This is a genomic window from Luteipulveratus flavus (genome assembly GCF_029439465.1).
In the GTDB taxonomy this organism is placed as follows: domain Bacteria; phylum Actinomycetota; class Actinomycetes; order Actinomycetales; family Dermatophilaceae; genus Luteipulveratus; species Luteipulveratus flavus.
The window spans coordinates 76,100-96,522 of sequence record NZ_JAROAV010000038.1 but is presented as its reverse complement, the minus strand read 5'-3'; the positions used below and the strand labels follow the sequence as shown (position 1 = coordinate 96,522).

Here is a 20,423-nt window from a genome sequence, read left to right as displayed (position 1 = left end):
TCGCTGGAGTGGGCGACCTCGTGCCCGCCGCCGCGGCACAACTTCGACTCCATCCCGCGGATCCGCTCGGAGCGGCCCGCGTTCGACGTCAACCACCCCACCGCCGCGGCCGTCTCGGTCCAGCCGTCCCCGGACGCCCTCAGCAAGGTGATGGGCCCGGCCGATCATGGCTCGGACACCCTGGGCGGTGACCGGCCGAGGGAGGGTCACCGCTCGGGGGAGGATGGTCGCTGACCTGGTGGTGACGTCTGCGAAGGAGTAGTGGCCGGTGGAGCACGCTCATCTGTCCGAGCTCAACCGGCTGCTCGATCTGACGGGCGTCCTCGCCAACGCCATCCTGGGCGGACTCATCGCGCGGCAGGAGCGGCTCGACCCGATCGGTTTCGTGACCCTCGCCGTCCTGTCCGGCCTCGGCGGCGGAATCCTGCGGGACGTGCTCCTGCAGGCCGGCCGACCGGTCGCGCTGACCGACTACGCGTACCTGCTCGCTGCTCTCGCCGGCGCGACCATCAGCTACCTCGCGAACGTCCAGGGCCGGACGTGGGAGCGGGTCTGGCCGGTCGTCGACGCCCTGGCGCTCGGCACCTGGGCGGCGGTCGGTGCGCAGAAGAGCCTGGCGGTCGGCGTGGGCTGGCTCCCCGCGATCCTGCTCGGGACGGTCACCGCGGTCGGCGGCGGCGCCATCCGGGACGTCGTCGTACGCCGCGTGCCGAGCGTGCTCGGCGGCAACACGCTGTACGCGACCTGCGCCATCCTCGCCAGCGCCGTTCTCGTCCTGTGCACCGAGCTGAGCAGGCCCAGCCTCGGGCTGGTGGCCTCGACGCTCGTCGGAGCAGGGCTGTGCCTCCTCGCTCGCTGGCGGGGCTGGTTCCTGCCCGACGCCGACGCGTGGTCGCCGGCGGGGCTGGTCGCGCGCGCCGGCCTCGATCGTGAGCGGCGGCAGCGCATCGCCGGCGCGGTGAAGGAGCGGACCCTGCCCAGGTCGGGACGGCGCCCGCCGCGCGAGGCCGAGCCCCCGAGGGATCCGGACCAGCACGCACCGGACCAGCACCCGCCGAACCAGCACGACCCGGAGCACGACCAGCAGAAGGAGTGAGGGATGACGAGCACCCCGGCGCAGCAGGTTCTGGATCGCCTGGACGACCTGCGGGACGAGCTGGAGTCCTTCTACCGCGACCTGCACGAGCACCCCGAGCTGTCACATCAGGAGAGGCGGACCGCGGCGGCGGTCGCCGACCGGCTCGAGAAAACCGGCTTCGCCGTCACCACCGGCGTGGGCGGGACCGGCGTCGTCGGCGTCCTGCGCAACGGCGACGGCCCGACCGTCCTGCTCCGCGCGGACATGGATGCGCTGCCGGTCAAGGAGGCGACCGCACTGCCGTACGCCAGCACCGCCGTCGCGAAGGACGGCGACACCGACGTCCCGGTCATGCACGCGTGCGGGCACGACGTGCACGTCACCGCGCTCACCGGCGCAGCCGCCCTGCTCGCGGCCGGTCGGGACCACTGGCACGGCACGCTCGTCGCGCTGTTCCAGCCTGCAGAGGAGGTCGCCGACGGGGCGCGCGGCATGCTGGACGACGGACTCGCGACGATCGTCGGGTCGGTCGACGTCGCTCTCGCTCAGCACGTGCTGCCGCTCCCGGCGGGGACGGTCGCGACACGTCCGGGTCCGGTGCTGTCCGCCGCCGACAGCATGCGCATCACCCTGCACGGCCGCGGCGCGCACGGCTCGGCGCCGCAGGCCGCGGTCGACCCGGTCGTGATGGCGTCGATGATCGTGGTCCGGCTGCAGACGGTCGTCTCCCGCGAGGTCGCACCGACCGAGCCGGCGGTGCTCACAGTCGGCAGCATCCGGGCGGGCTCGAAGAGCAACGTCATCGGCGACGAGGCCGTCCTCGAGCTGAACACCCGGACGTACCACGAGGACACCCGGCGGGCCGTCCTCGACGCCATCCGCCGGATCGCGACCGCCGAGTCCGAGGCGTCCGGTGCGCCCGAGCCGCCGGACTTCGAGCTGTACGACCGGTTCCCGGCGACAACGAACGACCCGGAGGTCACCGGGAGGGTCACGGCAGCGTTCCAGGACTTCTTCGGCGACGAGTGGAGCGAGCTGCCGCTGCAGAGCGCGAGCGAGGACTTCAGCGACATCCCGAACGAGCTCGGAATCCCTTACTCCTACTGGGGAATCGGCGGCATTGACCCGGACACGTACGCCGCGGCGGAGAAGGAGGGGAAGGTCGCCCAGAAGATCCCGGTGAACCACTCGCCGACGTTCGCGCCGGTCGTCCGCCCCACCCTGGACCGCGGCACCCAGGCGATGGTCGTCGCCGCCCTCGCCTACCTCGGCCCCCCGCCCGCCTCGTAGGTCCGCGCCTGGTGAGCGCCCGCGTCGAGGTCGGACCCCGAACGCCCGGCCGGCCGACGGGCCGACCGGGCGTCGCGAGGTGCGGGAGCTACAGGCGGCCCTGCTTCACCGCGGCGTCGGCCATGCCCTGCTCACCCAGCGCGTTGGGGTGGACCGGGACGAGCTGGGTGGTGAAGATGGCCGGCTCGACCCAGCGCACGTCGGGCGCCTGGCACGCGTCGTGGCCGGCCGACACCTTCGACAGGTCGACGTACGTCGCACCGGTGTCCGCGGCGGCCCGGCTGACAGCGCTGTTCAGGACCGTCTGCAGGTCGTGCAGGTACGCGACGTCACCGCGAGCGATCGGCAGCTGCGGGTAGCAGCTCCCGGTCGCCGGCGTGATCCACGGGTAGCCGGAGATCATGACCTTGGCGTTCGGCGCCTTGGCCTTGATGTCGCGCAGCCCCTGGACCAGTGCCGGGTAGGTCTCGTTGTTGATCGCGTTGGTGAACGTGTCGCCGTACAGCGTCTTGCACGGGCTGCCGAAGCCCGCGGTGGCGACGGCAGCGGTGCCGCACGCGGTGATCGCGCCGATGAAGGTGTTGTTGTCGTTCCCGCCCATCGTGATCGTGACGACGTCGGTGTCGGCGCTCACGGCGTCGAGCTGCGGTGCGACGCCGAGGTACTGGCTGCCGCGCAGGTCCTTGGTCTGCGCGGCGCCGCAGCTGACGTCGGTGAGCTGGTAGCCCTTCGCGCTCGCGATGTCGTGCGCCCAGTTGCGCGCCGACTGCAGGCACACGGGGTTGTACGAGGTGAGCGGCAGGACGCCGGACCCGGCGCTGTAGCTGTCGCCGAGGTTGACGTACTTCACGGGGTCGGCCGCCTGCGCGGGGCCGGCGGCCGCGGCGGCCATGAGGCCGGCGGCGGCCAGGGCGAGAACGCTGCGGGTGATGCGGTGAGAGGACATGGATGCTCCAAGGGAGAGGGGGAGGCTCCTGCGAGGCTACGCATGCGTAACTTAGCGAAAAAGTGACCCACGTCACACGAAAACCGCCCATCGAATATCCGCTCCCCCTCGGCAAAAGGTGGTGGTCTGCACATGCATGGCTGTGCTCGCGGCCAGCTTTTGCCGAAGCGAGGGGGTCCGGGCGGACGGCGCGGTCGTACGGTGGCGGCATGACGCACGAGGTCCTCAACCAGGTGCCGCCGCTGGTGGGTCACAGCACCACCGACGACCCGGCGCTCATCGAGGGGCTGCACCGTGAGGGCGCCGGCTGGGCCGAGGACGAGGTGCGCGAGGTCGGTCGGCTCGCCGGGACGGCCGAGGCCCAGGACTGGGCGCGGCTGGCCGAGCGCCACCCTCCGACGCTGCGGACCCACGACCGCTACGGGCATCGCGTCGACGAGGTGGAGTACGTCCCCGCGTACCACTCCCTGATGGAGACGGCCGTCTCCCACGGCCTGCACGCGGCGCCGTGGGCCGACGACCGGCCCGGTGCGCACGTGGCACGCGCGGCGAAGTTCATGGCCTGGTCGGTCGACGCCGGCCACGGCTGCCCGATCTCCATGACCTACGCAGTCGTCCCCGCTCTGCGTCAGAACGCTTCTCTCGCAGCGACGTTCGAGCCGCTGCTGACCAGCCGGACGTATGACTTCGGCTTGCGCGACCCCGCGACGAAGCGTGGCCTCATCGCCGGCATGTCGATGACCGAGAAGCAGGGCGGTTCCGACGTCCGCGCCAACACCACGACCGCAACGCCCCGCTCGGACGGCACGTACGAGCTGGTCGGCCACAAGTGGTTCACGTCCGCGCCGATGTCCGACCTGTTTCTCACGCTGGCCCAGGCACCGGGCGGGCTGTCCTGCTTCCTCGTCCCGCGCGTGCTGCCGGGCGGCGAGCGCAACACGATGCGACTGATGCGGCTGAAGGACAAGCTGGGCAACCACTCCAACGCCTCGTCCGAGGTCGAGTACGACGGCGCGTCCGGCTGGCTGGTGGGTGAGGAGGGCCGCGGCGTCCGCACGATCGTCGAGATGGTCAACATGACGCGGCTCGACTGCGTCATCGGCACCTCGATGGGGATGCGCACCGCGCTGGTCGAGGCAGTGCACCACGCGCGACACCGGCACGCATTCGGGAAGCTGCTGATCGACCAGCCCCTGATGCGCAACGTGCTGGCCGACATGGCCGTCGAGTCGGAGGCCGCCACCACCACGATGCTGCGGCTCGCGGGCGCGAACGACCATGCCGTGCAGGGTGATTCGCAGGAAGCGGCGCTCCGGCGCATCGCGCTCGCCGTGACGAAGTACTACGTCTGCAAGCGTGGCCCGGTCCTCGCGGGTGAGGCGCTGGAGTGCCTGGGCGGCAACGGGTACGTCGAGGAGTCGGGCATGCCGCGCATCTACCGCGAGCTGCCCTTGCTGTCCATCTGGGAGGGGTCGGGCAACGTCGCCGCTCTCGACGCGCTGCGCGCCATCGCCAAGGAGCCGCACACGCTGGACGCGTACTTCGAGGAGGTGCAGCAGGCGGCCGGCGAGACCCGGCTGGACGACGCGGTCGCTCGGCTGAAGAAGGAGCTCACCGCGTTCGACGACATCGAGCTGCGCGCCCGCCGGGTGGTCGAGCTGATGGCGCTCATCCTGCAAGGGTCGCTGCTGGTCCGCTACGCCCCGAGCGCGGTGTCGGACGCCTTTTGCGCCTCGCGACTCTCCCGCGACTGGGGCGGGGCGTTCGGCACGCTGCCCAGCGGGCTCGACCTCGCGCCGATCATCGACCGGGCCACGGTCACCGTTCCCGCCCCCGAGTAGACCGCCCGTCGAGTCTCGCCAGCGGGCGTTATCATCGCCTTATGGCGATGAATCAGGTGATCGGTGCGCAGCATGCGGACGGGCTGGACGAGCCTGCCGCAGCGGCGTCGGCGGCCTCACTCTTCCGGGCGCTGGGAGACACCTCGCGGGTGGCGATCCTGCGGCATCTGCTGCTCGGGGAGCACAAGGTCGTCGAGCTCACCGAGCACCTCGGACTCGCGCAGTCGACCGTCTCCAAGCACCTGGCCTGCCTTCGCGACTGCGGCCTGGTCACCTCGCGCCCGGTCGGCCGGGCGTCCGTCTTCTCCGTCGCGCACGCCGACCAGGTGCTGGCGATCCTCGCCGCCGCCGAAGGCCTGCTGGCCGCGACCAGGGACGCCGTCGTCCTCTGCCCGACCGCACCCCGGGCCGGTGTGTGATGAGCCGGGTCCCCGACGTGTGCACGCTGCCCACGGCGGAGCGGCCGCTGCGTACCGCGGAGCTCGGTGCTCTGCTCGAACCGGCGCTCCGCGGCGCCCGCCGGGACGACCGGCTACGGATGGTCCTGTCCTTCGACGCTGCCGCGCGCGATGAGGTGGACGACCTGGTCGCGCGTGAGCAGCAGTGCTGCTCCTTCTTCTCGTTCGCCGGATCGTCGCTCGCCGACCGTTACGACCTCGAGGTCGCCGTGCCGGCCCAGCACGCCGACGTCGTCGACGGCCTGTACGCGCAGGCGCGGCTCGTTCTGGACCGCGAGTCCTCGATCGGCGACGACCAGGACCGCGAGTCGGCGACCCCGGACGCGCGGACCGTACGGCTTCGTCGGCGCGCTCGGCTCCTGGCCGCGACGTCCGTCACGTACAACGTCGTCGAGGCGGCCGTCGCGCTGGTGGCCGGCGGCATCGCCGGTTCGGTGGCGCTGGTCGGGTTCGGGCTGGACTCCCTCGTCGAGGTGAGCAGCGGCCTGATCGTGCTGTGGCAGTTCGCCCACCACCTCCCAGAGACCCGGGAGCGCCGTGCGCTGCGGCTGATGGCGCTGTCCTTCTTCGCCCTCGCCGGGTACGTGCTCGTCGAGTCCACCCGCACGCTCGTCACCGGCGGTGAGCCGGAGTCCTCGACGGTCGGCATCGTCCTTGCGGCCGTGTCGCTCGCGGTCATGCCGTTCCTCTCCTGGGCCCAGCGGCGCACGGGGAAGGCCCTCGGCTCGAACGCGGTCGTCGCGGACTCCACGCAGACGCTGCTGTGCACGTACCTGTCGGCCGTGCTGCTCGTCGGCCTGGTGCTGAACGCCACGGTCGGCTGGAGCTGGGCAGACCCGGTGGCCGGACTGGTCATCGCGGCGGTCGCCGTGCGCGAGGGCGTCCAGGCGTGGCGCGGCGAAGGCTGCTGCGCACCGTCGGCCGGGAGTGGCGGGTCCACCACGGCCGGCGGATGCGCCGACGGCTGCTGTACGCCGGCGGAACCGGTCGCCGTACGGCTGGGGACGCGGGAGCAGCGGTGAGCGGTCACTCGCACGGCCACGCCCAGCACGCCGGCGGACGGCACCGGTGGCGGCTGACGACCGCGTTCGCCCTGGTGGCCGCGTACTTCGTCGTCGAGCTCGCCTTCGCGCTGTGGTCCGGGTCGCTGGCGCTCCTGTCGGACGCGGGTCACATGGCCGCCGACGTCGTCGCCCTGGGCGCGGCGCTCGCCGCCACCCGCATCGCCACCCGCCCGGACACGACCGGCCGGCGGACGTTCGGGTCGTACCGCGCGGAGGTGTTCGCTTCCGGGCTGACGGTGCTGCTGATGCTCGCCGCGGCCGTCTACGTCGCCGTGGAGGCGCTCGGCCGGGTCGGTGACGTCGTCGACGTCGCGACCGCTCCGATGCTGGTGGTCGGCGCGATCGGCCTGGCGGTCAACGTGATCGCGCTGCTGCTCCTGCGGGGCGGCGCGGCGGAGAGCCTCAACGTGAAGGGCGCCTACCTCGAGGTCGTCGCCGACACCGTCGGGTCGGTGGGGGTGATCGTGGCCGGGGTGCTGGTGGCCGCGACCGGCAACGTCTGGTGGGACACGGGCGTGGCGCTCGCGATCGCGACCTTCGTCGCGGTGCGAGCGGTCCTGCTGGCGCGCGAGGTGCTGGCCGTCCTGGGCCAGCACGCTCCACGCGGCATCGACCCGGACGAGGTCGAGCACCGGTTGCGCGAGGTGGCCGGCGTACGGGGCGTGCACGACCTGCACCTGTGGACGCTGACCTCGGGCATGAACGTCGCGACCGCGCACCTGGTCGCCCCGAGCGGGCAGACGACAGCGGTGCTGGAGCGTGCGCGACGCCTGATGCGGGACGAGTACGACATCGAGCACGCCACGCTGCAGGTGGAGGCCGACGCGTCGTCCTGCAACGAGATGTCCTGGTAGAGAACGAAGAGCGGCCCGGCCTCCGAGGAGACCGGGCCGTCCTTCAGGAGTCAGCCGTCAGCGACGCGCACGCCTGTGCCCGCGCCCGGCCGAGCCGGCGTACAGCGAGATGCCGACCGCGGCCAGAACGACACTGATGATCATCGGGACCCACGCGATCCACCCGTCGCCCTCGAAGCCGAACGGCCGGTAGTCGCTGTCATCGACGTGCAGCACCCGGTAGCTGAGCCAACCGCCGACCAGCGCCGCAACGATGCCGATGCCGATGGTGGGAACCCAGCCGACGGACGCCCGCCCCGGCAGGATGAGCCTGCCGAGCACTCCGACCACGAGCCCGATGACAAGCCAGATGATGATGTTCTCGATCATGGACTTCTCCTCCAGGGTCGCCCGAGACGACCCCGTCGCTGTCCCGCGCCGGAGGGGTGGGCGCGGGTGATGCGCGGGAAGCGTACTGAAAGCCTGGACAGGAAGTACACAAACCCTCGACAAAGCCTGTCGAGAAGGTGTTCCGGTGTGTATTCACTCGGCCGCGACGGCCGGCCTCATTGCTGCGAGCGTGGCTTGCGCCAGACCGAGACGTGGCTCTCGCTGTCCGAGGTGAAGGGCGACCCGTCCCAGTCGGCGACGCGTTCCTCCAGCTCCAGGCCGGCGAGCCGAGCCATCAGGTCGCACTCGGCCGGCCAGATGTAACGGAAGTTGCTCTGCCCGTAGCGGACGCTGTCGTCGTCCCGCCGCGTGTAGTGGTGCGATGTCCCCTGCTGAGTGGCCATGTCGTACGTGTCGAACCCGACGTGCCGGTCGGAAACGTCGAACGGCACCGCGGCCTGGCCCGGCGGGAAGCGGCGGATGCCCGGCACCCACAGCTCGATGACGAACCGGCCACCCGGAGCCAGGTGACGAGCGGCGTTGCGGAAGCACGCGACCTGCTCGTCCTGCGTGCGCAGGTTCCCGATGCTGTTCCAGACGAGATAGACGAGCGAGAACTCGCCGGGAACGACCGTGGTGGCCATGTCGCCGACGACGACGGGCAGCCGATCGGACGGCACCTTGCGGTGCAGCTGCTCCACCATCGGGGCTGACAGCTCGATCCCGGTGACCTGAACACCGCGCGCCAGCAGGGGAACCGCCACTCGTCCGGTGCCGACGGCCAGCTCGAGCGCGGGACCGTCATCCGCGAGATGAGCGAGGAAGTCGACCGCTGGGTCGAGGAACGTCCGGGGCGAACATGAAGGCCGAGCTCTCGTCGTAACGCTCCGCCATCTCCGCGGTCCACAGGTCGCTGCTCGTCATGACCACCGAGCGTGCCGCGGCCGGGGGACGAGGTCCACCGGTTTCAGTCATGACGGCGGCTGGGGGCGCCCGCGCCCGCCCCGTGACGGTCAGGCCGTGGGGGCCACACCGGGTGTCGGCCGGGACGGTGACCCGGTGACGACCGCGCCGACCAGACCGAGCAGGAGCGCGAGAATCAGCGGGCCCACGACCGGCGCGCTCGTCTGCTTCAGCGCCTCCACGAAGACGTCGCGACCTGAGTCGAGCACCTCCCTGACCGTCTGTCGGCTCGGCGACGTGCGGGTGCCGTAGTAGGTCACGTAACCGAGCGCGGTGAGCGCCGCGGGCACGACCCACAGGACGGCCAGGGCGGCGACGGTGCCGATCAGTCGGACGGCCGGTCGTGCCCCCCAGACCGCCAGGCAGATGCCGAGCAGCGCGCCGCCGACCCAGGGGTGCCAGCGCGCGACCGTGTCCGTCCAGGAGCCGTCGAGGGCGGGGGAGCGGTGAACCAGGTCGTTGAGCCAGGGACCCGCGAGGCCCGCGACCAGTGCCGCAGCGACCGGCCACGCCAGCCCATGGCGGCCGCGGGCCAGGACGGCTCCGGCCAGCAGCCCGACGACACCACTCACCAGAGCGAAGCCCACCAACGCGACGACCAGCAGGCGCGCCTCGCGCCGTTCCCCGAGCTCACCGTCGACGACCTGGAGCGTGTGGCCGAGGGCGATGAGCAGCGCGAGAAGGCCGGCTGTCGCGGCCAGCGTGCGCCGCCAACGCACCGACGGGGCCGCCCAGCTGCTCAGGGCGACCGCGGCCGCACCGCCGATCACCCCGCCGACCAGCAGCGGCTGGAAGGCGTACTCGTTGAACGGGAGCGCCACGCGTGGCGCACCCCGAGGAGGCACGTCCGGCCACGCGTCCGAGATGCCGAGCCGCATCCCGGTCACGATCCACGGCAGCTGACCGATCGACCAGAACGCGATGGCGGCCAGGACGAGCAGGAGCCATCCCGGCAAGCGACCCCGCCGGTCGCCAGAACGCCGCGGCCGGTCGGAGCGACCGGTGTCAGCGGATCCAGGAACGCCGGCGGGCGCGGACGAATCGGCGGTGGACGACGGTGAGCGGTCGGGAGCGTTCGTATCGAAGTCTGTTGAGGCTGGGGTCTTCTCGGACTGGGCACCGCGATTCACGGCGGAGATGCTCCCACACTGTGCGGCGCCCCGGGAGCCGCTTCGGGACGAACGTCCGAACCGGCCAGGATGCTCCCGCTGATCGACCGCCCACGGCGTCGCAAGGGTCGGCGGGCGGCAGGCTCACAGGCCGCGCGGGACATCGCGAACGGCATCACAGATCCGCGAGAGCATGCCGACCGGCCCGCCGCGCCGGCGGGTTGCGGGGCGGACCACTCAGGGGTCGCCGCGGTGCCAGGTGACGCCGGTGTCGGTGACAGTGGCCGTCAGGTCGCGCTGGTGGACCAGGGTGTGGTGGCGCCCGCACAGCAGAGCGGCGTTGTCGAGACTGCTCGTGCCACCACGGGACCACCAGAGCACGTGGTGGGCGTCGCACCACGGCGCGGGAATCGTGCAACCCGGGTAGGTGCAGCCGCGGTCGCGCTGCCGCAGGGCTCGACGCTGTGCCGTGGAGAAGAGGCGTTGCTCCCGGCCGACGTCGAGCACCTCGCCGCGCGATCCGAGAACCATCGGGATGATGCCGGCGTCGCACGCGAGGCGGCGGACGTCGGCCGCACTCAGCACCTGGTCCGTGGCGGTCACGCCGGCCCCGGTGATGCCCTTCTCGAGCTGGTCGTAGGAGATCGTGACGACGACCTGAGCCTTGGGCGTCTGTGGCATTCCCTCCGGGTTGCCCGCGCCGCGACGGACGACCTCGACGAGCGCGTCCGCCCGCCGCGTGGCCGCGGTGCGCGGGTCCGGCTCACCGTCGAGGCCGGTCACCGGCTCGGACAGCCCCGCGACGGCGGCGTCGATCACCGCGGACGCGTCCGGGTCGAGGAGCAGGTGGTAGGCGGTCAGCCCTGCCGGACCGGCCGCCCGGTGGAGTGCACGACCACGTCGGGCGGCGTCCTGCTCGCGGGCGAGGTCACGCTCGGGCTTGAGAAGCAGCCCGGCGCGGCGTACGGCGGCGTGCAGCTCACCAGGAGTCAGGCCACTCTCGCCCGAGGAGTCCGACGCCGCCTCCGTCAGCACCGTCACGGTGTCATGCAGGTCGGAGGGCTCGGCGACCGGCGCGGTGTCCGCGACGAACCGCGCGAGCTGGTCCGCCTTGCCTAGGCCGACTGTGGCAGCGCAGAACGCCTCCCACACCGGCTGGCCGGCGGCCTGGTCGGGGAGCGCGGCGACCCGGTTCAACCGCGCGGCGTGCGACGGGTCGGGTGCGAGACCGGCACGCGACTGGACCAGGCGAACCCAGTCGACGACGCCGAACCCCTGCCCGCGGTGCAGACCCCGCCGCACTCCCTCCCGGACGGCACTGACCTCGACCCGCTCGACCGCGGAACGGATCGAGCCGGCGAGGGCGAGCAGCTCCTCGAGCTCGGCATCCGGGAGGCCCCAGGGGGCCGGCAGGTCGGTGGCCGGGCCGAGGGTGGCGGCGGCCTCGCGCGCAGCGTCGAGGAGCACCCGGGCGGGTGCCGGCTCGGCGTACGTCTGAACGGCCATGGCGGCACCGTAGGGACGCGGAGCCGGTTGCGGGAGCCACGCGCGAGGGGCCTGTGGGCGACGACGTCGCGCCCGGCGGGGATGTGGATGACTCGTCAGAAAGTCACGGGGTCACCGACGCGGATGACGCCGGACGTGAGCAGCCGCAGGACGGTACCCCCACGAGCATGCAGCGCCCGCGCCGCGCCTGGCCCGATGGCGTCGTCCAGCAGCCGGCACGGTGCTGCGATCCGCACCACCTCGAGCTCGACCTCGCCGATGGTCAGCCGGGCGCCGGGTTTCGTCGGCACCTCAGTGCCGGAGATGGTGATGTTCCGGCGGGTCAGACCGGGGTCGATCGGCGCGCCGAGGTCAGCCGCGGCCGCCTCCAGCGCCTCGCCGGCCTGGACGGTGACGTGCCGGTGCTTGGTCCCGTGGTACCGGTCGCCGACGAGGCCCGTACCCGCCTCCGCGACCACGGAGTCGACCTCCCGTGTCGGCAGTCGCCGCGCGGGCGCGAGATGGATCGACAGCACCGTGGCCATGCCGCCATCGTGCCTCGCCGACCCGGCGCGTTCTCCCGCGGCCGTACGGCGACCGTGGTCAGTCCTGCTCGACGCACAGGCAGAACGGGTGGCCGGCCGGGTCGAGGAGGACGCGGACGTTGTCCTGCGGCTGCTCGGCGGCAAGGGTCGCACCGAGGGAGATCGCGTCCTCCACGGCCGAGGCCAGGTCACCCACCTGGAAGTCGAGGTGCATCATCGGCCGTTGCTGCCCGTCCGCCGGCGGCCAGACCGGGCGCCGGTAGTCCGTCGCCTGCTGAAACACCAGGTAGGTGCCGCCCCCGGGCACGGCCAGGATCGCTGTCCCCGGCTCCTCGTGACCGACGGGCCAGCCGAGCAGGTCGGAGTAGAACCGCGCGAGCGCACTGGGGTCCGGCGCCTCGATCGCGCCACCCCACCACATGCCCGGCCGGCGGGAGCGAAGGCCGGAGCAGCTCGTACGGGACGGGTTCGGGTCGGGCGAGTCGCCGTCGTTGCTCATGGCCATGGACGGTAGGGAGGGATCAGGACGATCTACGTCCGAAGCGCGAGGACGGTCACCCACGTGTGAGCTCCGGTCCGGCCGCCAGCCGAACCGGGCCGCGAACCTGCGTGATGTCGACGACCTCGCCCCGCTGTCGGACCTCGATCACACCATCCCGCGCGAGCGCGGCGGCGACCTCACGGGCAAGTGGCATCAGGCGCCGCCAGCTCTCGCCACCGGCCGTACGAGCGGCGTCGCTGGGGCAGATCGTCTTCTCGCCGCGGTGACGCAGGAGCGCCCGGATCGTCGCGGCGAGGCGCTCCCGGTCGTCCTGCTCCGAACGTTCCTCCCACCATGCCCGCCCGCGCTCGCCCAGCGCGACCTTGGCGTCCTGCACCATCGGACGCGCGATGTCGGCGTCGGTCCTCACCAGCCGACGAGCCCGTGACAGCTCGTCCACGAGCTCGGCGCGGAACTTCTCCGGGATGGCGGGATCTGTTGCGCGCCAACGCCGTCCGTCGACGACGATGTGCCGGCCGTCGGGCGTGTGCTCGGTCGGGCTCAGCGCCGTCGCCTCCGTCAGCCGTCGAGAACGATGTAGACGAGCCCACCGAGCATCGCGAGGTTCTTCATGAACTGCGTCTGCTGCTGCTTGCGTGCCGCGGGGTCGTCGACCTTCCAGAACGCGTGCCCTGCGACCGTCGTCGGGGCTAACGAGCCGAGGACCGCGGCCGCGGCTGGTCGCGGCATGATGCCGAGCGCGATCGCCGCACCTCCGACGGTCTGCACAGCCCCGTTGAAGCGGACCAGTCCCTCGTCGTTCTCGGGCAGCGGGATCACCTCGCGCAGCGCCGCCAGCGTCGAGCCGGCGGCATCGACCCGCCCACCAGGTGCCGTCCAGGCGTCGTACCCGAGCATCGCGTACGTCGAGCCGATGAGCAGGCGAGCCACGGCTCGCACGGGGTTCTTCATGGGTGCGTCCTCTCGTTGCCGTCCTCGCACGACAGTACGTCGGCTACGGCCCGCGAGTCCGGCTGTCGGGCAGGCGATGGAGCGGTGTTCTCGCGGCGGCGATGGAAGTGGGGTCAGCTTCTACCCGGCGCCCGACCCTCGGGGGGGTGCTATGTTGCTAGCATACTCGCGCCCCGGGACGACAACGCAGGAGGCGAAACCATGGCGCAGACCGAACGACTGACTGGGCGCCGCGCGCGAGCGCTCGGGGCGAGCATCGTGCTGCTCGAGCTGGCCGCGTCGGTGTCCACGTTCGTCGCCCAGACGTTGCTACCGGTGATCGTGTCCTCGTTCCGTGTCACGTCGGGCGTCGGCGTCCTGGTGAGCGGTGCGACCGTCGGGCTCTTCGTGGCCCTGCCCTCGGCGGTTCGCCTGCTGGGGCTGCTCGGCTCGCGGTCGACGTTGCTGCTCGGGATGCTGGCCACTCTCGTCGGCGGTGTCGTCTCCGCGACCGCGGACGGGGTGTGGTTCTTCGCTGTCGGACGATTCATCGCCGGGTTTGCCGGCGGGCTGCTCGGAGTCTTCGGGGTGAGCGCCGCGGTCAAGCACCTGGACGACGACACCCGCAAGGTCGTGATTGCCCTGTCCTCGGCGATGTGGCTCCTGCCGGGCCTGGTCGGTCCTGCGATCATCGTCGGTCTCGAGCACCTGATCGGCTGGCGATGGACCCTCCTGACGCCGATCCCGATCGTCCTCGGCGCGCGGGCGCTGATCGTCCGTGACGTCCCGCCCAGCGGGCCCGTTCCTGGACGCCGACCCGTCGTACGCACGCTGCTGGTGCCGGTCGGCGTGGTCGGATTCCTCCTTGCCGGTACGAACGTCGTCGGCTGGGCGCTCCTGCTGGTAGCGGCGTTCGGTTTCGTCGCGCTCGTACCGGCGGGCACCGTGACGATGCGGCGTGGCGCGCCTGCCGGGCTGCTGTCGCTCACGACGTTCGCAGTCGGCTACTTCGGCGCCGGCGCACTGATCACGCTGCTCTTCACGGGCGCGTACGGCGCGTCACTCGCCGAGGCCGGGATCGCGCTGGGCGTCGCATCGGTCGGCTGGGCCGTCGCGAGCCTCGTGCTGACGCGCGTCGAACGGACCGGTCGCTCGCTCTCGGCAGCCGCGGCACTCCTGGTGTCTGCCGGCTGCATCGCGAGTGTCGGGCTCCTCGGTGCGGTCGGAGCGCCGTTCCTTCTCGGGGCCGTGCTGTGGGCGGTCGCCGGTGTCGGGGTCGGACTCTTCTACCCGACCGTCTACCTGCGCGCCACGACCCCGAGCGGCTCGCTCAGCGAGGAGCAGGTGGCCACGGCGGCCATCACTGCCGAGGCGTTCGGAGGACTGGTGGGCGGTGCCGTCGGCGGCGTCCTGGTGAGCGGCTCGAACGTGACCCCGGCGCGCTTTGCTGAGGCGTACGGCCTCTTCGCCGCGGCTCTCGCCGTCGCCGCGCTGGCGGCAGCGCGTTCGAGCACGGGCGCAGGTCCCGCGCCGTGAGGCCGACCGGTCAGGCGGCGAACCGGGTCAGTGGTCGACGATCTGGACGCCTTCGTCGGGTCGTGGCTCTTGCATCAGTTGTGCGGCGAGGCGCTCGGGCGATGACCGCCGTGCTGACGCCCGCAGCGGCGTCAGTGGAGCCGGGGGCGGTAGGTGAGTTCCTGGGTGTTCCCGTCCAGGACACGGCTCTCGAGCAGCTCCAGGTCGAAGTCGGCGGCGCCGCCGAAGATCGGCTCGGCGCCGGTCCGTCCACTGATGACCGGGAAGACCGTGACCTGGACGCGGTCCACCAGCCCGGCCGCCATGAGCGCCCGGTTCATCGACAGGCTGCCGTGCGATCGCAGCGGTGCGTCCGACTCCGCCTTCAGTGTCCTGACGACGTCCACGGCGTCACCGCTGAGGACGTCCGCGCCACCGGGCCAGTCGAGGGGACCGTCCACGGTCGTCGACACCACGGTGAGCGGCATGGCCTGCATCCGGGTGTTCGGATCGCTGGGATCGGCCACGTCGGCGCCGGACGTCAGGATCTGCGCGAACAGCCGATAGGTGTGGGCGCCGAGCACGAGCCGCTGGGTCGCGTCGTACATCGCGCGCCGACGGTCGAGGAACTCCGGGCCCTGCTTGCCCCAGTAGCCGCCCCAATCGCCGTTCTCGTCGTAGGAGCCGAAGCCGTCCAGCGTGCAGAACACGTCGAAGGTGTACGTGGTGGTCATGACGTGCTCCTCACCGTTCCGACGGGTTCAGGTCGACGTACCGGTGGGGGAACCGGTGGATCTCCTGCGGCCAGTCGAGGACGACGGCGAGCCGGCCCGCCCAGTACCGCGCGGTCTCGTCGTCCGGCACCTCGACGACGCAGAAGCCACCGAGGTGCTCCTTGGTCTCGGCGTACGGCCCGTCGGTGAAGACGGGCTCCCCGTCCTTGGCCCCCACGCTGCAGATCGCGGTGGAGGCGTCGATGCCGCCGTTGCTGAAGAGGAAGACGCCGGCGTCCGCCATCTCCTGGATGACCGAGCGTGCTGCCGTGGCCTTCTCGCCGAGGCCGTCCTCCGTCTGCTCGGGCACCCACTCGTCGTTGAACGTGATCAGATACTCCGCCACCGTGGTCTCCTGTCCGCTCGGTCGGGCCTTCGAGCCCCTCGACCGCGCCGGCCGGTCGGCCGCCGCATGAGCACCACGAACGACTCTGCCCTGATGCGACAGCACGGCGGGGACGAACCTGGAAGAAGCCGTGCGCGAGACTGCGGGGCATGGCGGGTGGCGAGGTGCTCGGATCGCGTGCGTTCCTGCGCTACTGGCGGGCTGCCGCCGTCTCCGGGCTCGGCAGCTACGTCACGTTGTTCGCCCTCCAGGCGCTGGTGGTTCTGGTCCTGCACGGCTCGGCGACCGACGTCGGCTGGCTCAACGCCGCCCGATGGCTCCCGTACCTCCTGTTCGGGCTGATCGTCGGCGCCCTGGTCGACGGCCGGCGGCGACTTCCGCTGATGGTGGGCGCCGACCTGGTCCAGGCGGTGCTGCTCCTGGTCGCCCCGGCGCTGTGGTGGCTCGACGCGTTGTCGCTGCCGGCGCTCCTGGTGATCGTGATGGCGTACGGCACCGCCTCCGTCATCAACGGTGCCGCGACGATGGCGTTCCTGCCACGGCTGATCCCGCCGGCCGACCTGCAGCCCGCCCACGCGCGCATCGACGGTGCCGACGCGGTGGCCTCGACCGCAGGGCCGGCGCTCGGCGGGTTGCTCGTCAGCGCGGTCGGTGCACCCCTGGCGGTCGTGCTCGACTCCCTCACCTACGTGTACTCGGCGTTCACCCTGCGCCGGATCGCCCTCGACGAACCGCCTCCGCGTACGGGAGTCACCGTCCGCGGGCTGCTGGCCGAGATCGGCGAGGGTGTGCGGTGGGCCTACCGCGGCTCCGGCCTGGCCACCATCGCCGTCGCGACGCACGTCTGGTTCGTGGGCAACGCGATCGTCGGCGTCGTCCTGGCGCCGTACATCCTGCGGACGCTCGACCTGACGGCCTTCCAGTTCGGCCTCGCGGGTGCGGCCGGCGGCGTCGGTGCCGTGGTCGGTGCGGCAGTGACCACCTGGGTGGGCCGTCGGCTCGGGACGGGCCGCACCATCATCCTCTGCTACGGCATCACCACCCTCGGCGTGCTCGTGATGGTCCTCGCCGGGCAGGGTCTGGCGGCGGTCGCCGCCTTTGCCGCCGTGGTCGTCGGCCAGGGCTTGTACGGCCTCGCGCTGGGCATGAGCAACTCCCACGAGATGAGTTACCGCCAGCTCGTCACACCGGACGAGCTCCAGGCGCGGACGAACACCACCCTCAGGTCGATCAACCGCGCCGTCGCCATGCTCGTCGCGCCGATCGCCGGGGTGCTCGCCGACGCCTGGGGCATCCGACCGATGCTGCTGCTGGCGGCCGCGGTCTTCGCGCTCGTCGGTACGGCGCTCGCCGCGACACCTTTCCGCGTGGTGCGCGCGCCGGTGTAGACCCGTATCCCGCTCAGACGAGGCAGAACTCGTTGCCCTCGGGGTCGTGGAGACCACACGCCAGGTGCTCGTCCTCACTCTCCGGGATGTCCAGCCGGACGTCCCCGCCGAGGGACACCAGCCGGTCGCGTACGGCCACCAGCTCGGCCCGCCGCTCGGCCCATGGAGCGCTGCGATCAGTGACGAGCAGATCGAGGTGGAGGCGGTTCTTGACGGTCTTGGGCTCGGGGACGACCTGGAACCACAGTGCCGGCCCGGCTCCGTCCGGATCGACGGCACGGTCGCAGCTGTCCCCGTCACCCAGCTCCTCCTCGGGAACGCCGAGCGACAGGTAGTACGAACGCCAGGTCGGGTGGCCGCTCGGTGGCGGGGCAGGGACGTACCCGAGCGCCGAGCACCAGAAGCGCACCAGCCGATCCGGAGATGCGCAGTCGATCGTGATCTGCAGGTTCGGCGTCATGTGGTCGCCCTTCTCGTGACACCCGGCCGTCGCCATCCTCACGGACAGCACCGACAGTCCCGACAACCCGCCGCCACAGCGCTCGGCGATGCGCGGTTTCTCGCCGGCACGGTCGGTCGACCGAGTCGCGACAGCGGCGTACGGATCTCTCGTGGACCGGCTTCGGCGTGGCCGTACGTGCAGAAGGAGCGGGCGCCAGGGCGCACGCTCCTTCTGCACCAAACGGAATCAGCGAGGGACCGCGTCCTCGCCCTGCGCCCACGCCGCGACGGGCATGGTCAGGTACACGCCGATCTCGGTCGTCCCGGCGGCGACGGCGACCGCATCGCACAGCCGGTCGCATCGCTCCTGGCGCGCCTCGGCCCGGCTGGCGAACCACTTCGAGCGGACCTCGACCACGACTGCGAGACCGGCGGAGTCATAGGGGCCACGCGGGCGGAACCGGAGGTCGACGTCACTGGGCCGGAGGTCGCCGTCGTACGGCTCCTCGGCACACTCGACGGCGAGCGAGACGGCGTGGGGGAGGGCCGCCGCGAGGCGCTGCAGCGTGGCCGCCGGCACCTCAGGGTCGTGCGTGACCTCGACGATGGGCACGGCCCCACGCTAAGTCCCCCGGAGGTGCGGGTGTGCTCACAGGTCGCCGAGCCAGTCGGCGTAGAAGAGTCCCAGCCCCGCCGCGACGCAGATGCCGGCGATGATCCAGAAGCGGGCGACGATGGTGACCTCGGACCAGCCGACCATCTCGAAGTGGTGGTGCACGGGGGCGATCCGGAAGACGCGCTTGCCCCTCAGCTTGAAGCTGAGGACCTGGATGATGACCGACGCGGTGATCATGACGAACAGGCCGCCGAGCACCACGAGCAGCAGCTCGGTGCGGGTGAGGATCGCCATGCCGGCCAGCGCCGCGCCGAGGGAGAGGGAGCCGGTGTCGCCCATGATGATCTGGGCCGGCGAGGCGTTCCACCACAGGAAGCCGAAGCACCCACCGGCGATGGCGCACGAGACGACGGCCAGGTCGAGGGCGTCACGGACGTCGTAGCAGCCCGGCCCGGCGACGACGTCGCAGCCCTGGTTGTACTGCCACATGCTGATCATCGTGTACGCGCCGAAGACCATCACCGATGCGCCCGGGGCCAGGCCGTCCAGGCCGTCGGTGATGTTGACGCCGTTGGAGGCCCCGGCGATGAGCACGCTCGCCCACACCACGAAGAGGATGCCGCCGAGCACGGGCCCGGCGAAGGCGAGGTCGAGCGCGGTGTCCCGGATGAACGACACCGATGTCGATGCCGGCGACCGGCCCTGGTCGTCGGTCACCAGCAGGGCGGCCAGCGCGAAGACGACGGTCACCAGCGTCTGGCCGGCGAGCTTCTGCTTCGAGGTCAGCCCGAGGCTGCGTTCCTTGCGGATCTTGGTGTAGTCGTCCAGGAACCCGACCACGCCGAGCCCGACGAGCAGGAAGAGCACCAGCAGGGCGCTCACCGAGATGGGGCTGTTGGGCGACTCGAGCGCGCCGATGGCGCCGAGCGGCACGAGCAGCGCATGGGAGGCGAAGTAGCCGACGATCGCGGCGCCGATGATGACCGCACCACCCATGTTGGGCTTCCCGCGCTTGTAGTGGTGGTGCGTGAGGTCGTCCCGGATGTACTGGCCGTACTGGCGCCGGACGAGAAGCTTGATGAACAGCGGTGTGCACAGCAACGCCAGGGCCATCGAGATGCCGCCCGCGAGCATGACGTTGACCATCGGTTCTCCTCGCTGCCCCAGCAGCCACGATCGGGAGTTGCGGCTCCTCAGCGCAGCAACAGGCGACGGGTTCACCACAGGTGGTCCCGGCGACCTGACCGTTCAGCCCCCGCAGGTCGCGCATCCACCTTAGAGCAGCACGCGGTGTCACTCTGCGATACGCCGAGAAGGGTTGCCATCGGCCGCGATTCGGAGTGCGACCAGGATGCTCGACACGCTCTCCGGGTGGGCCATCCTGACGTCGGCGAGGTCGCCGGGGCGGAACCAGCGCAGGTCGTCGTGCTCCTCGGGCGCGGCGTTGCCGGGCTCGCCGTCCCAGCGCGTGACGAGGAAGCCGTGCATGCGGAGGGCAGAGTCCTCGACCCTCATCGGGACGGGCCGGGCGTCGTGCACCTGCACGCCGATCTCCTCGAGGCACTCTCGGACGACGGTGCGATGGGGCAGCTCGCCCGGCTCGACGTGACCACCGACCAGACCCCAGGCGTCGGGGTACGCCTGCCGTCGCGGATGGCGGTGCGCGAGCAGCACCCGCCCGTCCCGGACCAGCGCGGCGACGGCGATGAGGATCGGGGCGACCATGGCGGGAACGCTAGGCGCGACCACCGTCAGCCCCGCGGATGGCTCGTCGAGTGGCCCAGCGCCGGCCGGAGAACCCGTCGTCGGGCCGGGAACAAAGTCGCGATCGATCAAGTTGAGCCCGGTGAACGCAACTTTGCGGAGCACGAGTTTGACAACGCGAGCGCCCGGAGAGTTGGGTCGGATCC

General features: G+C 71.7%; 23 protein-coding genes and 1 pseudogene. 9 read left to right on the top strand and 15 right to left on the bottom strand.

Annotated elements, in window-relative coordinates:
• From P4R38_RS15930 to P4R38_RS15920, 3 genes and pseudogenes are all read left to right on the top strand, one after another.
• Window positions 1-234, top strand: a pseudogene (locus P4R38_RS15930) (cytochrome ubiquinol oxidase subunit I); the annotation flags it as partial.
• 34 nt (window positions 235-268) lie between these two features.
• A complete protein-coding gene (locus P4R38_RS15925; RefSeq protein WP_277193031.1) occupies window positions 269-1,096 on the top strand; it encodes a trimeric intracellular cation channel family protein in 828 nt (275 codons plus the stop codon).
• A 3-nt stretch (window positions 1,097-1,099) separates the two neighbouring features.
• Entirely contained in the window at window positions 1,100-2,368 is a 1,269-nt protein-coding gene (locus P4R38_RS15920; protein WP_277193030.1) for an amidohydrolase, read from the top strand.
• 88 nt (window positions 2,369-2,456) lie between these two features.
• On the opposite strand, the gene P4R38_RS15915 is transcribed toward P4R38_RS15920, so the two are convergent.
• A complete protein-coding gene (locus P4R38_RS15915) occupies window positions 2,457-3,314 on the bottom strand; it encodes an SGNH/GDSL hydrolase family protein (RefSeq protein WP_277193029.1) in 858 nt (285 codons plus the stop codon).
• A gap of 209 nt (window positions 3,315-3,523) precedes the next feature.
• Here P4R38_RS15915 and P4R38_RS15910 point away from each other — a divergent pair, with 209 nt between their 5' ends.
• From P4R38_RS15910 to P4R38_RS15895, 4 genes are read left to right on the top strand one after another with little or no spacing between them, the layout of a single operon-like run.
• The gene (locus tag P4R38_RS15910) at window positions 3,524-5,155 is read left to right on the top strand and encodes an acyl-CoA dehydrogenase family protein (RefSeq protein WP_277193028.1); all 1,632 of its coding nucleotides are present in this window, start codon (window positions 3,524-3,526) and stop codon (window positions 5,153-5,155) included.
• 47 nt (window positions 5,156-5,202) lie between these two features.
• Window positions 5,203-5,574 carry an ArsR/SmtB family transcription factor gene (locus P4R38_RS15905; protein WP_277193036.1) on the top strand — a complete coding sequence of 124 codons (372 nt, stop codon included), beginning with the start codon at window positions 5,203-5,205 and terminating at the stop codon, window positions 5,572-5,574.
• A complete protein-coding gene (locus tag P4R38_RS15900) occupies window positions 5,574-6,635 on the top strand; it encodes a cation diffusion facilitator family transporter (protein ID WP_409201275.1) in 1,062 nt (353 codons plus the stop codon). The genes P4R38_RS15905 and P4R38_RS15900 overlap by 1 nt, the downstream gene beginning before the upstream one ends.
• Complete coding sequence (locus P4R38_RS15895; RefSeq protein ID WP_277193027.1) at window positions 6,632-7,531, top strand: cation diffusion facilitator family transporter; 900 nt, start codon at window positions 6,632-6,634, stop codon at window positions 7,529-7,531. Before P4R38_RS15900 ends, P4R38_RS15895 begins: the two co-directional genes overlap by 4 nt.
• A 57-nt stretch (window positions 7,532-7,588) precedes the next feature.
• Here P4R38_RS15895 and P4R38_RS15890 read toward each other — a convergent pair whose 3' ends face one another.
• From P4R38_RS15890 to P4R38_RS15855, 8 genes are all read right to left on the bottom strand, one after another.
• Window positions 7,589-7,900 (bottom strand): GlsB/YeaQ/YmgE family stress response membrane protein, encoded by a 312-nt coding sequence (locus P4R38_RS15890; protein ID WP_275238123.1) that lies wholly within the window; start codon window positions 7,898-7,900, stop codon window positions 7,589-7,591.
• Window positions 7,901-8,076: 176 nt separating this feature from the next.
• The gene (locus tag P4R38_RS15885) at window positions 8,077-8,664 is read right to left on the bottom strand and encodes a class I SAM-dependent methyltransferase (RefSeq protein WP_409201274.1); all 588 of its coding nucleotides are present in this window, start codon (window positions 8,662-8,664) and stop codon (window positions 8,077-8,079) included.
• Between the two features lie 249 nt (window positions 8,665-8,913).
• Window positions 8,914-9,819, bottom strand: coding sequence for a hypothetical protein (locus P4R38_RS15880; protein WP_277193026.1), 906 nt, complete (start codon window positions 9,817-9,819; stop codon window positions 8,914-8,916).
• A gap of 390 nt (window positions 9,820-10,209) precedes the next feature.
• A complete protein-coding gene (locus tag P4R38_RS15875; RefSeq protein ID WP_277193025.1) occupies window positions 10,210-11,478 on the bottom strand; it encodes an HNH endonuclease signature motif containing protein in 1,269 nt (422 codons plus the stop codon).
• Window positions 11,479-11,573: 95 nt separating this feature from the next.
• Window positions 11,574-12,002 (bottom strand): MOSC domain-containing protein, encoded by a 429-nt coding sequence (locus tag P4R38_RS15870; RefSeq protein ID WP_275238120.1) that lies wholly within the window; start codon window positions 12,000-12,002, stop codon window positions 11,574-11,576.
• A gap of 58 nt (window positions 12,003-12,060) precedes the next feature.
• Entirely contained in the window at window positions 12,061-12,501 is a 441-nt protein-coding gene (locus tag P4R38_RS15865) for a VOC family protein (RefSeq protein ID WP_346770764.1), read from the bottom strand.
• Window positions 12,502-12,556: 55 nt separating this feature from the next.
• On the bottom strand, window positions 12,557-12,913 hold the full coding sequence (locus P4R38_RS15860; protein WP_277193024.1) for a DUF3253 domain-containing protein: 357 nt from the start codon (window positions 12,911-12,913) through the stop codon (window positions 12,557-12,559).
• A gap of 149 nt (window positions 12,914-13,062) precedes the next feature.
• A complete protein-coding gene (locus P4R38_RS15855; RefSeq protein WP_275238118.1) occupies window positions 13,063-13,455 on the bottom strand; it encodes a DoxX family protein in 393 nt (130 codons plus the stop codon).
• A 201-nt stretch (window positions 13,456-13,656) separates the two neighbouring features.
• Here P4R38_RS15855 and P4R38_RS15850 point away from each other — a divergent pair, with 201 nt between their 5' ends.
• Window positions 13,657-14,970 (top strand): MFS transporter, encoded by a 1,314-nt coding sequence (locus tag P4R38_RS15850; RefSeq protein ID WP_277193023.1) that lies wholly within the window; start codon window positions 13,657-13,659, stop codon window positions 14,968-14,970.
• Between the two features lie 131 nt (window positions 14,971-15,101).
• Here P4R38_RS15850 and P4R38_RS15845 read toward each other — a convergent pair whose 3' ends face one another.
• Together P4R38_RS15845 and P4R38_RS15840 are read right to left on the bottom strand one after the other, a co-directional pair.
• On the bottom strand, window positions 15,102-15,683 hold the full coding sequence (locus P4R38_RS15845; RefSeq protein ID WP_275238116.1) for a dihydrofolate reductase family protein: 582 nt from the start codon (window positions 15,681-15,683) through the stop codon (window positions 15,102-15,104).
• Between the two features lie 10 nt (window positions 15,684-15,693).
• Entirely contained in the window at window positions 15,694-16,068 is a 375-nt protein-coding gene (locus P4R38_RS15840) for a YciI family protein (protein ID WP_277193022.1), read from the bottom strand.
• Window positions 16,069-16,217: 149 nt separating this feature from the next.
• Here P4R38_RS15840 and P4R38_RS15835 point away from each other — a divergent pair, with 149 nt between their 5' ends.
• Window positions 16,218-17,456 carry an MFS transporter gene (locus tag P4R38_RS15835; protein ID WP_277193021.1) on the top strand — a complete coding sequence of 413 codons (1,239 nt, stop codon included), beginning with the start codon at window positions 16,218-16,220 and terminating at the stop codon, window positions 17,454-17,456.
• 13 nt (window positions 17,457-17,469) lie between these two features.
• Here P4R38_RS15835 and P4R38_RS15830 read toward each other — a convergent pair whose 3' ends face one another.
• The 4 genes from P4R38_RS15830 to P4R38_RS15815 all read right to left on the bottom strand — a co-directional run bounded on the left by P4R38_RS15830 (window position 17,470) and on the right by P4R38_RS15815 (window position 20,238).
• Complete coding sequence (locus tag P4R38_RS15830; protein WP_277193020.1) at window positions 17,470-17,916, bottom strand: VOC family protein; 447 nt, start codon at window positions 17,914-17,916, stop codon at window positions 17,470-17,472.
• Between the two features lie 228 nt (window positions 17,917-18,144).
• On the bottom strand, window positions 18,145-18,510 hold the full coding sequence (locus tag P4R38_RS15825) for a hypothetical protein (protein ID WP_277193019.1): 366 nt from the start codon (window positions 18,508-18,510) through the stop codon (window positions 18,145-18,147).
• Between the two features lie 36 nt (window positions 18,511-18,546).
• Window positions 18,547-19,659: a phospho-N-acetylmuramoyl-pentapeptide-transferase gene (gene mraY, locus P4R38_RS15820; protein ID WP_277193018.1), complete on the bottom strand. Its 1,113-nt coding sequence runs from the start codon at window positions 19,657-19,659 to the stop codon at window positions 18,547-18,549.
• Window positions 19,660-19,806: 147 nt separating this feature from the next.
• Complete coding sequence (locus P4R38_RS15815) at window positions 19,807-20,238, bottom strand: NUDIX domain-containing protein (RefSeq protein ID WP_277193017.1); 432 nt, start codon at window positions 20,236-20,238, stop codon at window positions 19,807-19,809.
• Between the last annotated feature and the right edge of the window lie 185 nt (window positions 20,239-20,423).

Bases quoted from the DNA above. Each gene is read 5' to 3' on its own strand.
- P4R38_RS15835 (WP_277193021.1), top strand. From the start codon at position 16,218: ATGGCGGGTGGCGAGGTGCTCGGATCGCGTGCGTTCCTGCGCTACTGG.
- P4R38_RS15905 (WP_277193036.1), top strand. From the start codon at position 5,203: ATGAATCAGGTGATCGGTGCGCAGCATGCGGACGGGCTGGACGAGCCT.
- P4R38_RS15890 (WP_275238123.1), bottom strand. From the start codon at position 7,900: ATGATCGAGAACATCATCATCTGGCTTGTCATCGGGCTCGTGGTCGGA.
- P4R38_RS15875 (WP_277193025.1), bottom strand. From the start codon at position 11,478: ATGGCCGTTCAGACGTACGCCGAGCCGGCACCCGCCCGGGTGCTCCTC.
- P4R38_RS15815 (WP_277193017.1), bottom strand. From the start codon at position 20,238: ATGGTCGCCCCGATCCTCATCGCCGTCGCCGCGCTGGTCCGGGACGGG.
- P4R38_RS15855 (WP_275238118.1), bottom strand. From the start codon at position 13,455: ATGAAGAACCCCGTGCGAGCCGTGGCTCGCCTGCTCATCGGCTCGACG.
- P4R38_RS15845 (WP_275238116.1), bottom strand. From the start codon at position 15,683: ATGACCACCACGTACACCTTCGACGTGTTCTGCACGCTGGACGGCTTC.
- P4R38_RS15830 (WP_277193020.1), bottom strand. From the start codon at position 17,916: ATGACGCCGAACCTGCAGATCACGATCGACTGCGCATCTCCGGATCGG.
- P4R38_RS15870 (WP_275238120.1), bottom strand. From the start codon at position 12,002: ATGGCCACGGTGCTGTCGATCCATCTCGCGCCCGCGCGGCGACTGCCG.
- mraY (WP_277193018.1), bottom strand. From the start codon at position 19,659: ATGGTCAACGTCATGCTCGCGGGCGGCATCTCGATGGCCCTGGCGTTG.
- P4R38_RS15865 (WP_346770764.1), bottom strand. From the start codon at position 12,501: ATGAGCAACGACGGCGACTCGCCCGACCCGAACCCGTCCCGTACGAGC.
- P4R38_RS15920 (WP_277193030.1), top strand. From the start codon at position 1,100: ATGACGAGCACCCCGGCGCAGCAGGTTCTGGATCGCCTGGACGACCTG.
- P4R38_RS15850 (WP_277193023.1), top strand. From the start codon at position 13,657: ATGGCGCAGACCGAACGACTGACTGGGCGCCGCGCGCGAGCGCTCGGG.
- P4R38_RS15910 (WP_277193028.1), top strand. From the start codon at position 3,524: ATGACGCACGAGGTCCTCAACCAGGTGCCGCCGCTGGTGGGTCACAGC.
- P4R38_RS15900 (WP_409201275.1), top strand. From the start codon at position 5,574: ATGAGCCGGGTCCCCGACGTGTGCACGCTGCCCACGGCGGAGCGGCCG.
- P4R38_RS15915 (WP_277193029.1), bottom strand. From the start codon at position 3,314: ATGTCCTCTCACCGCATCACCCGCAGCGTTCTCGCCCTGGCCGCCGCC.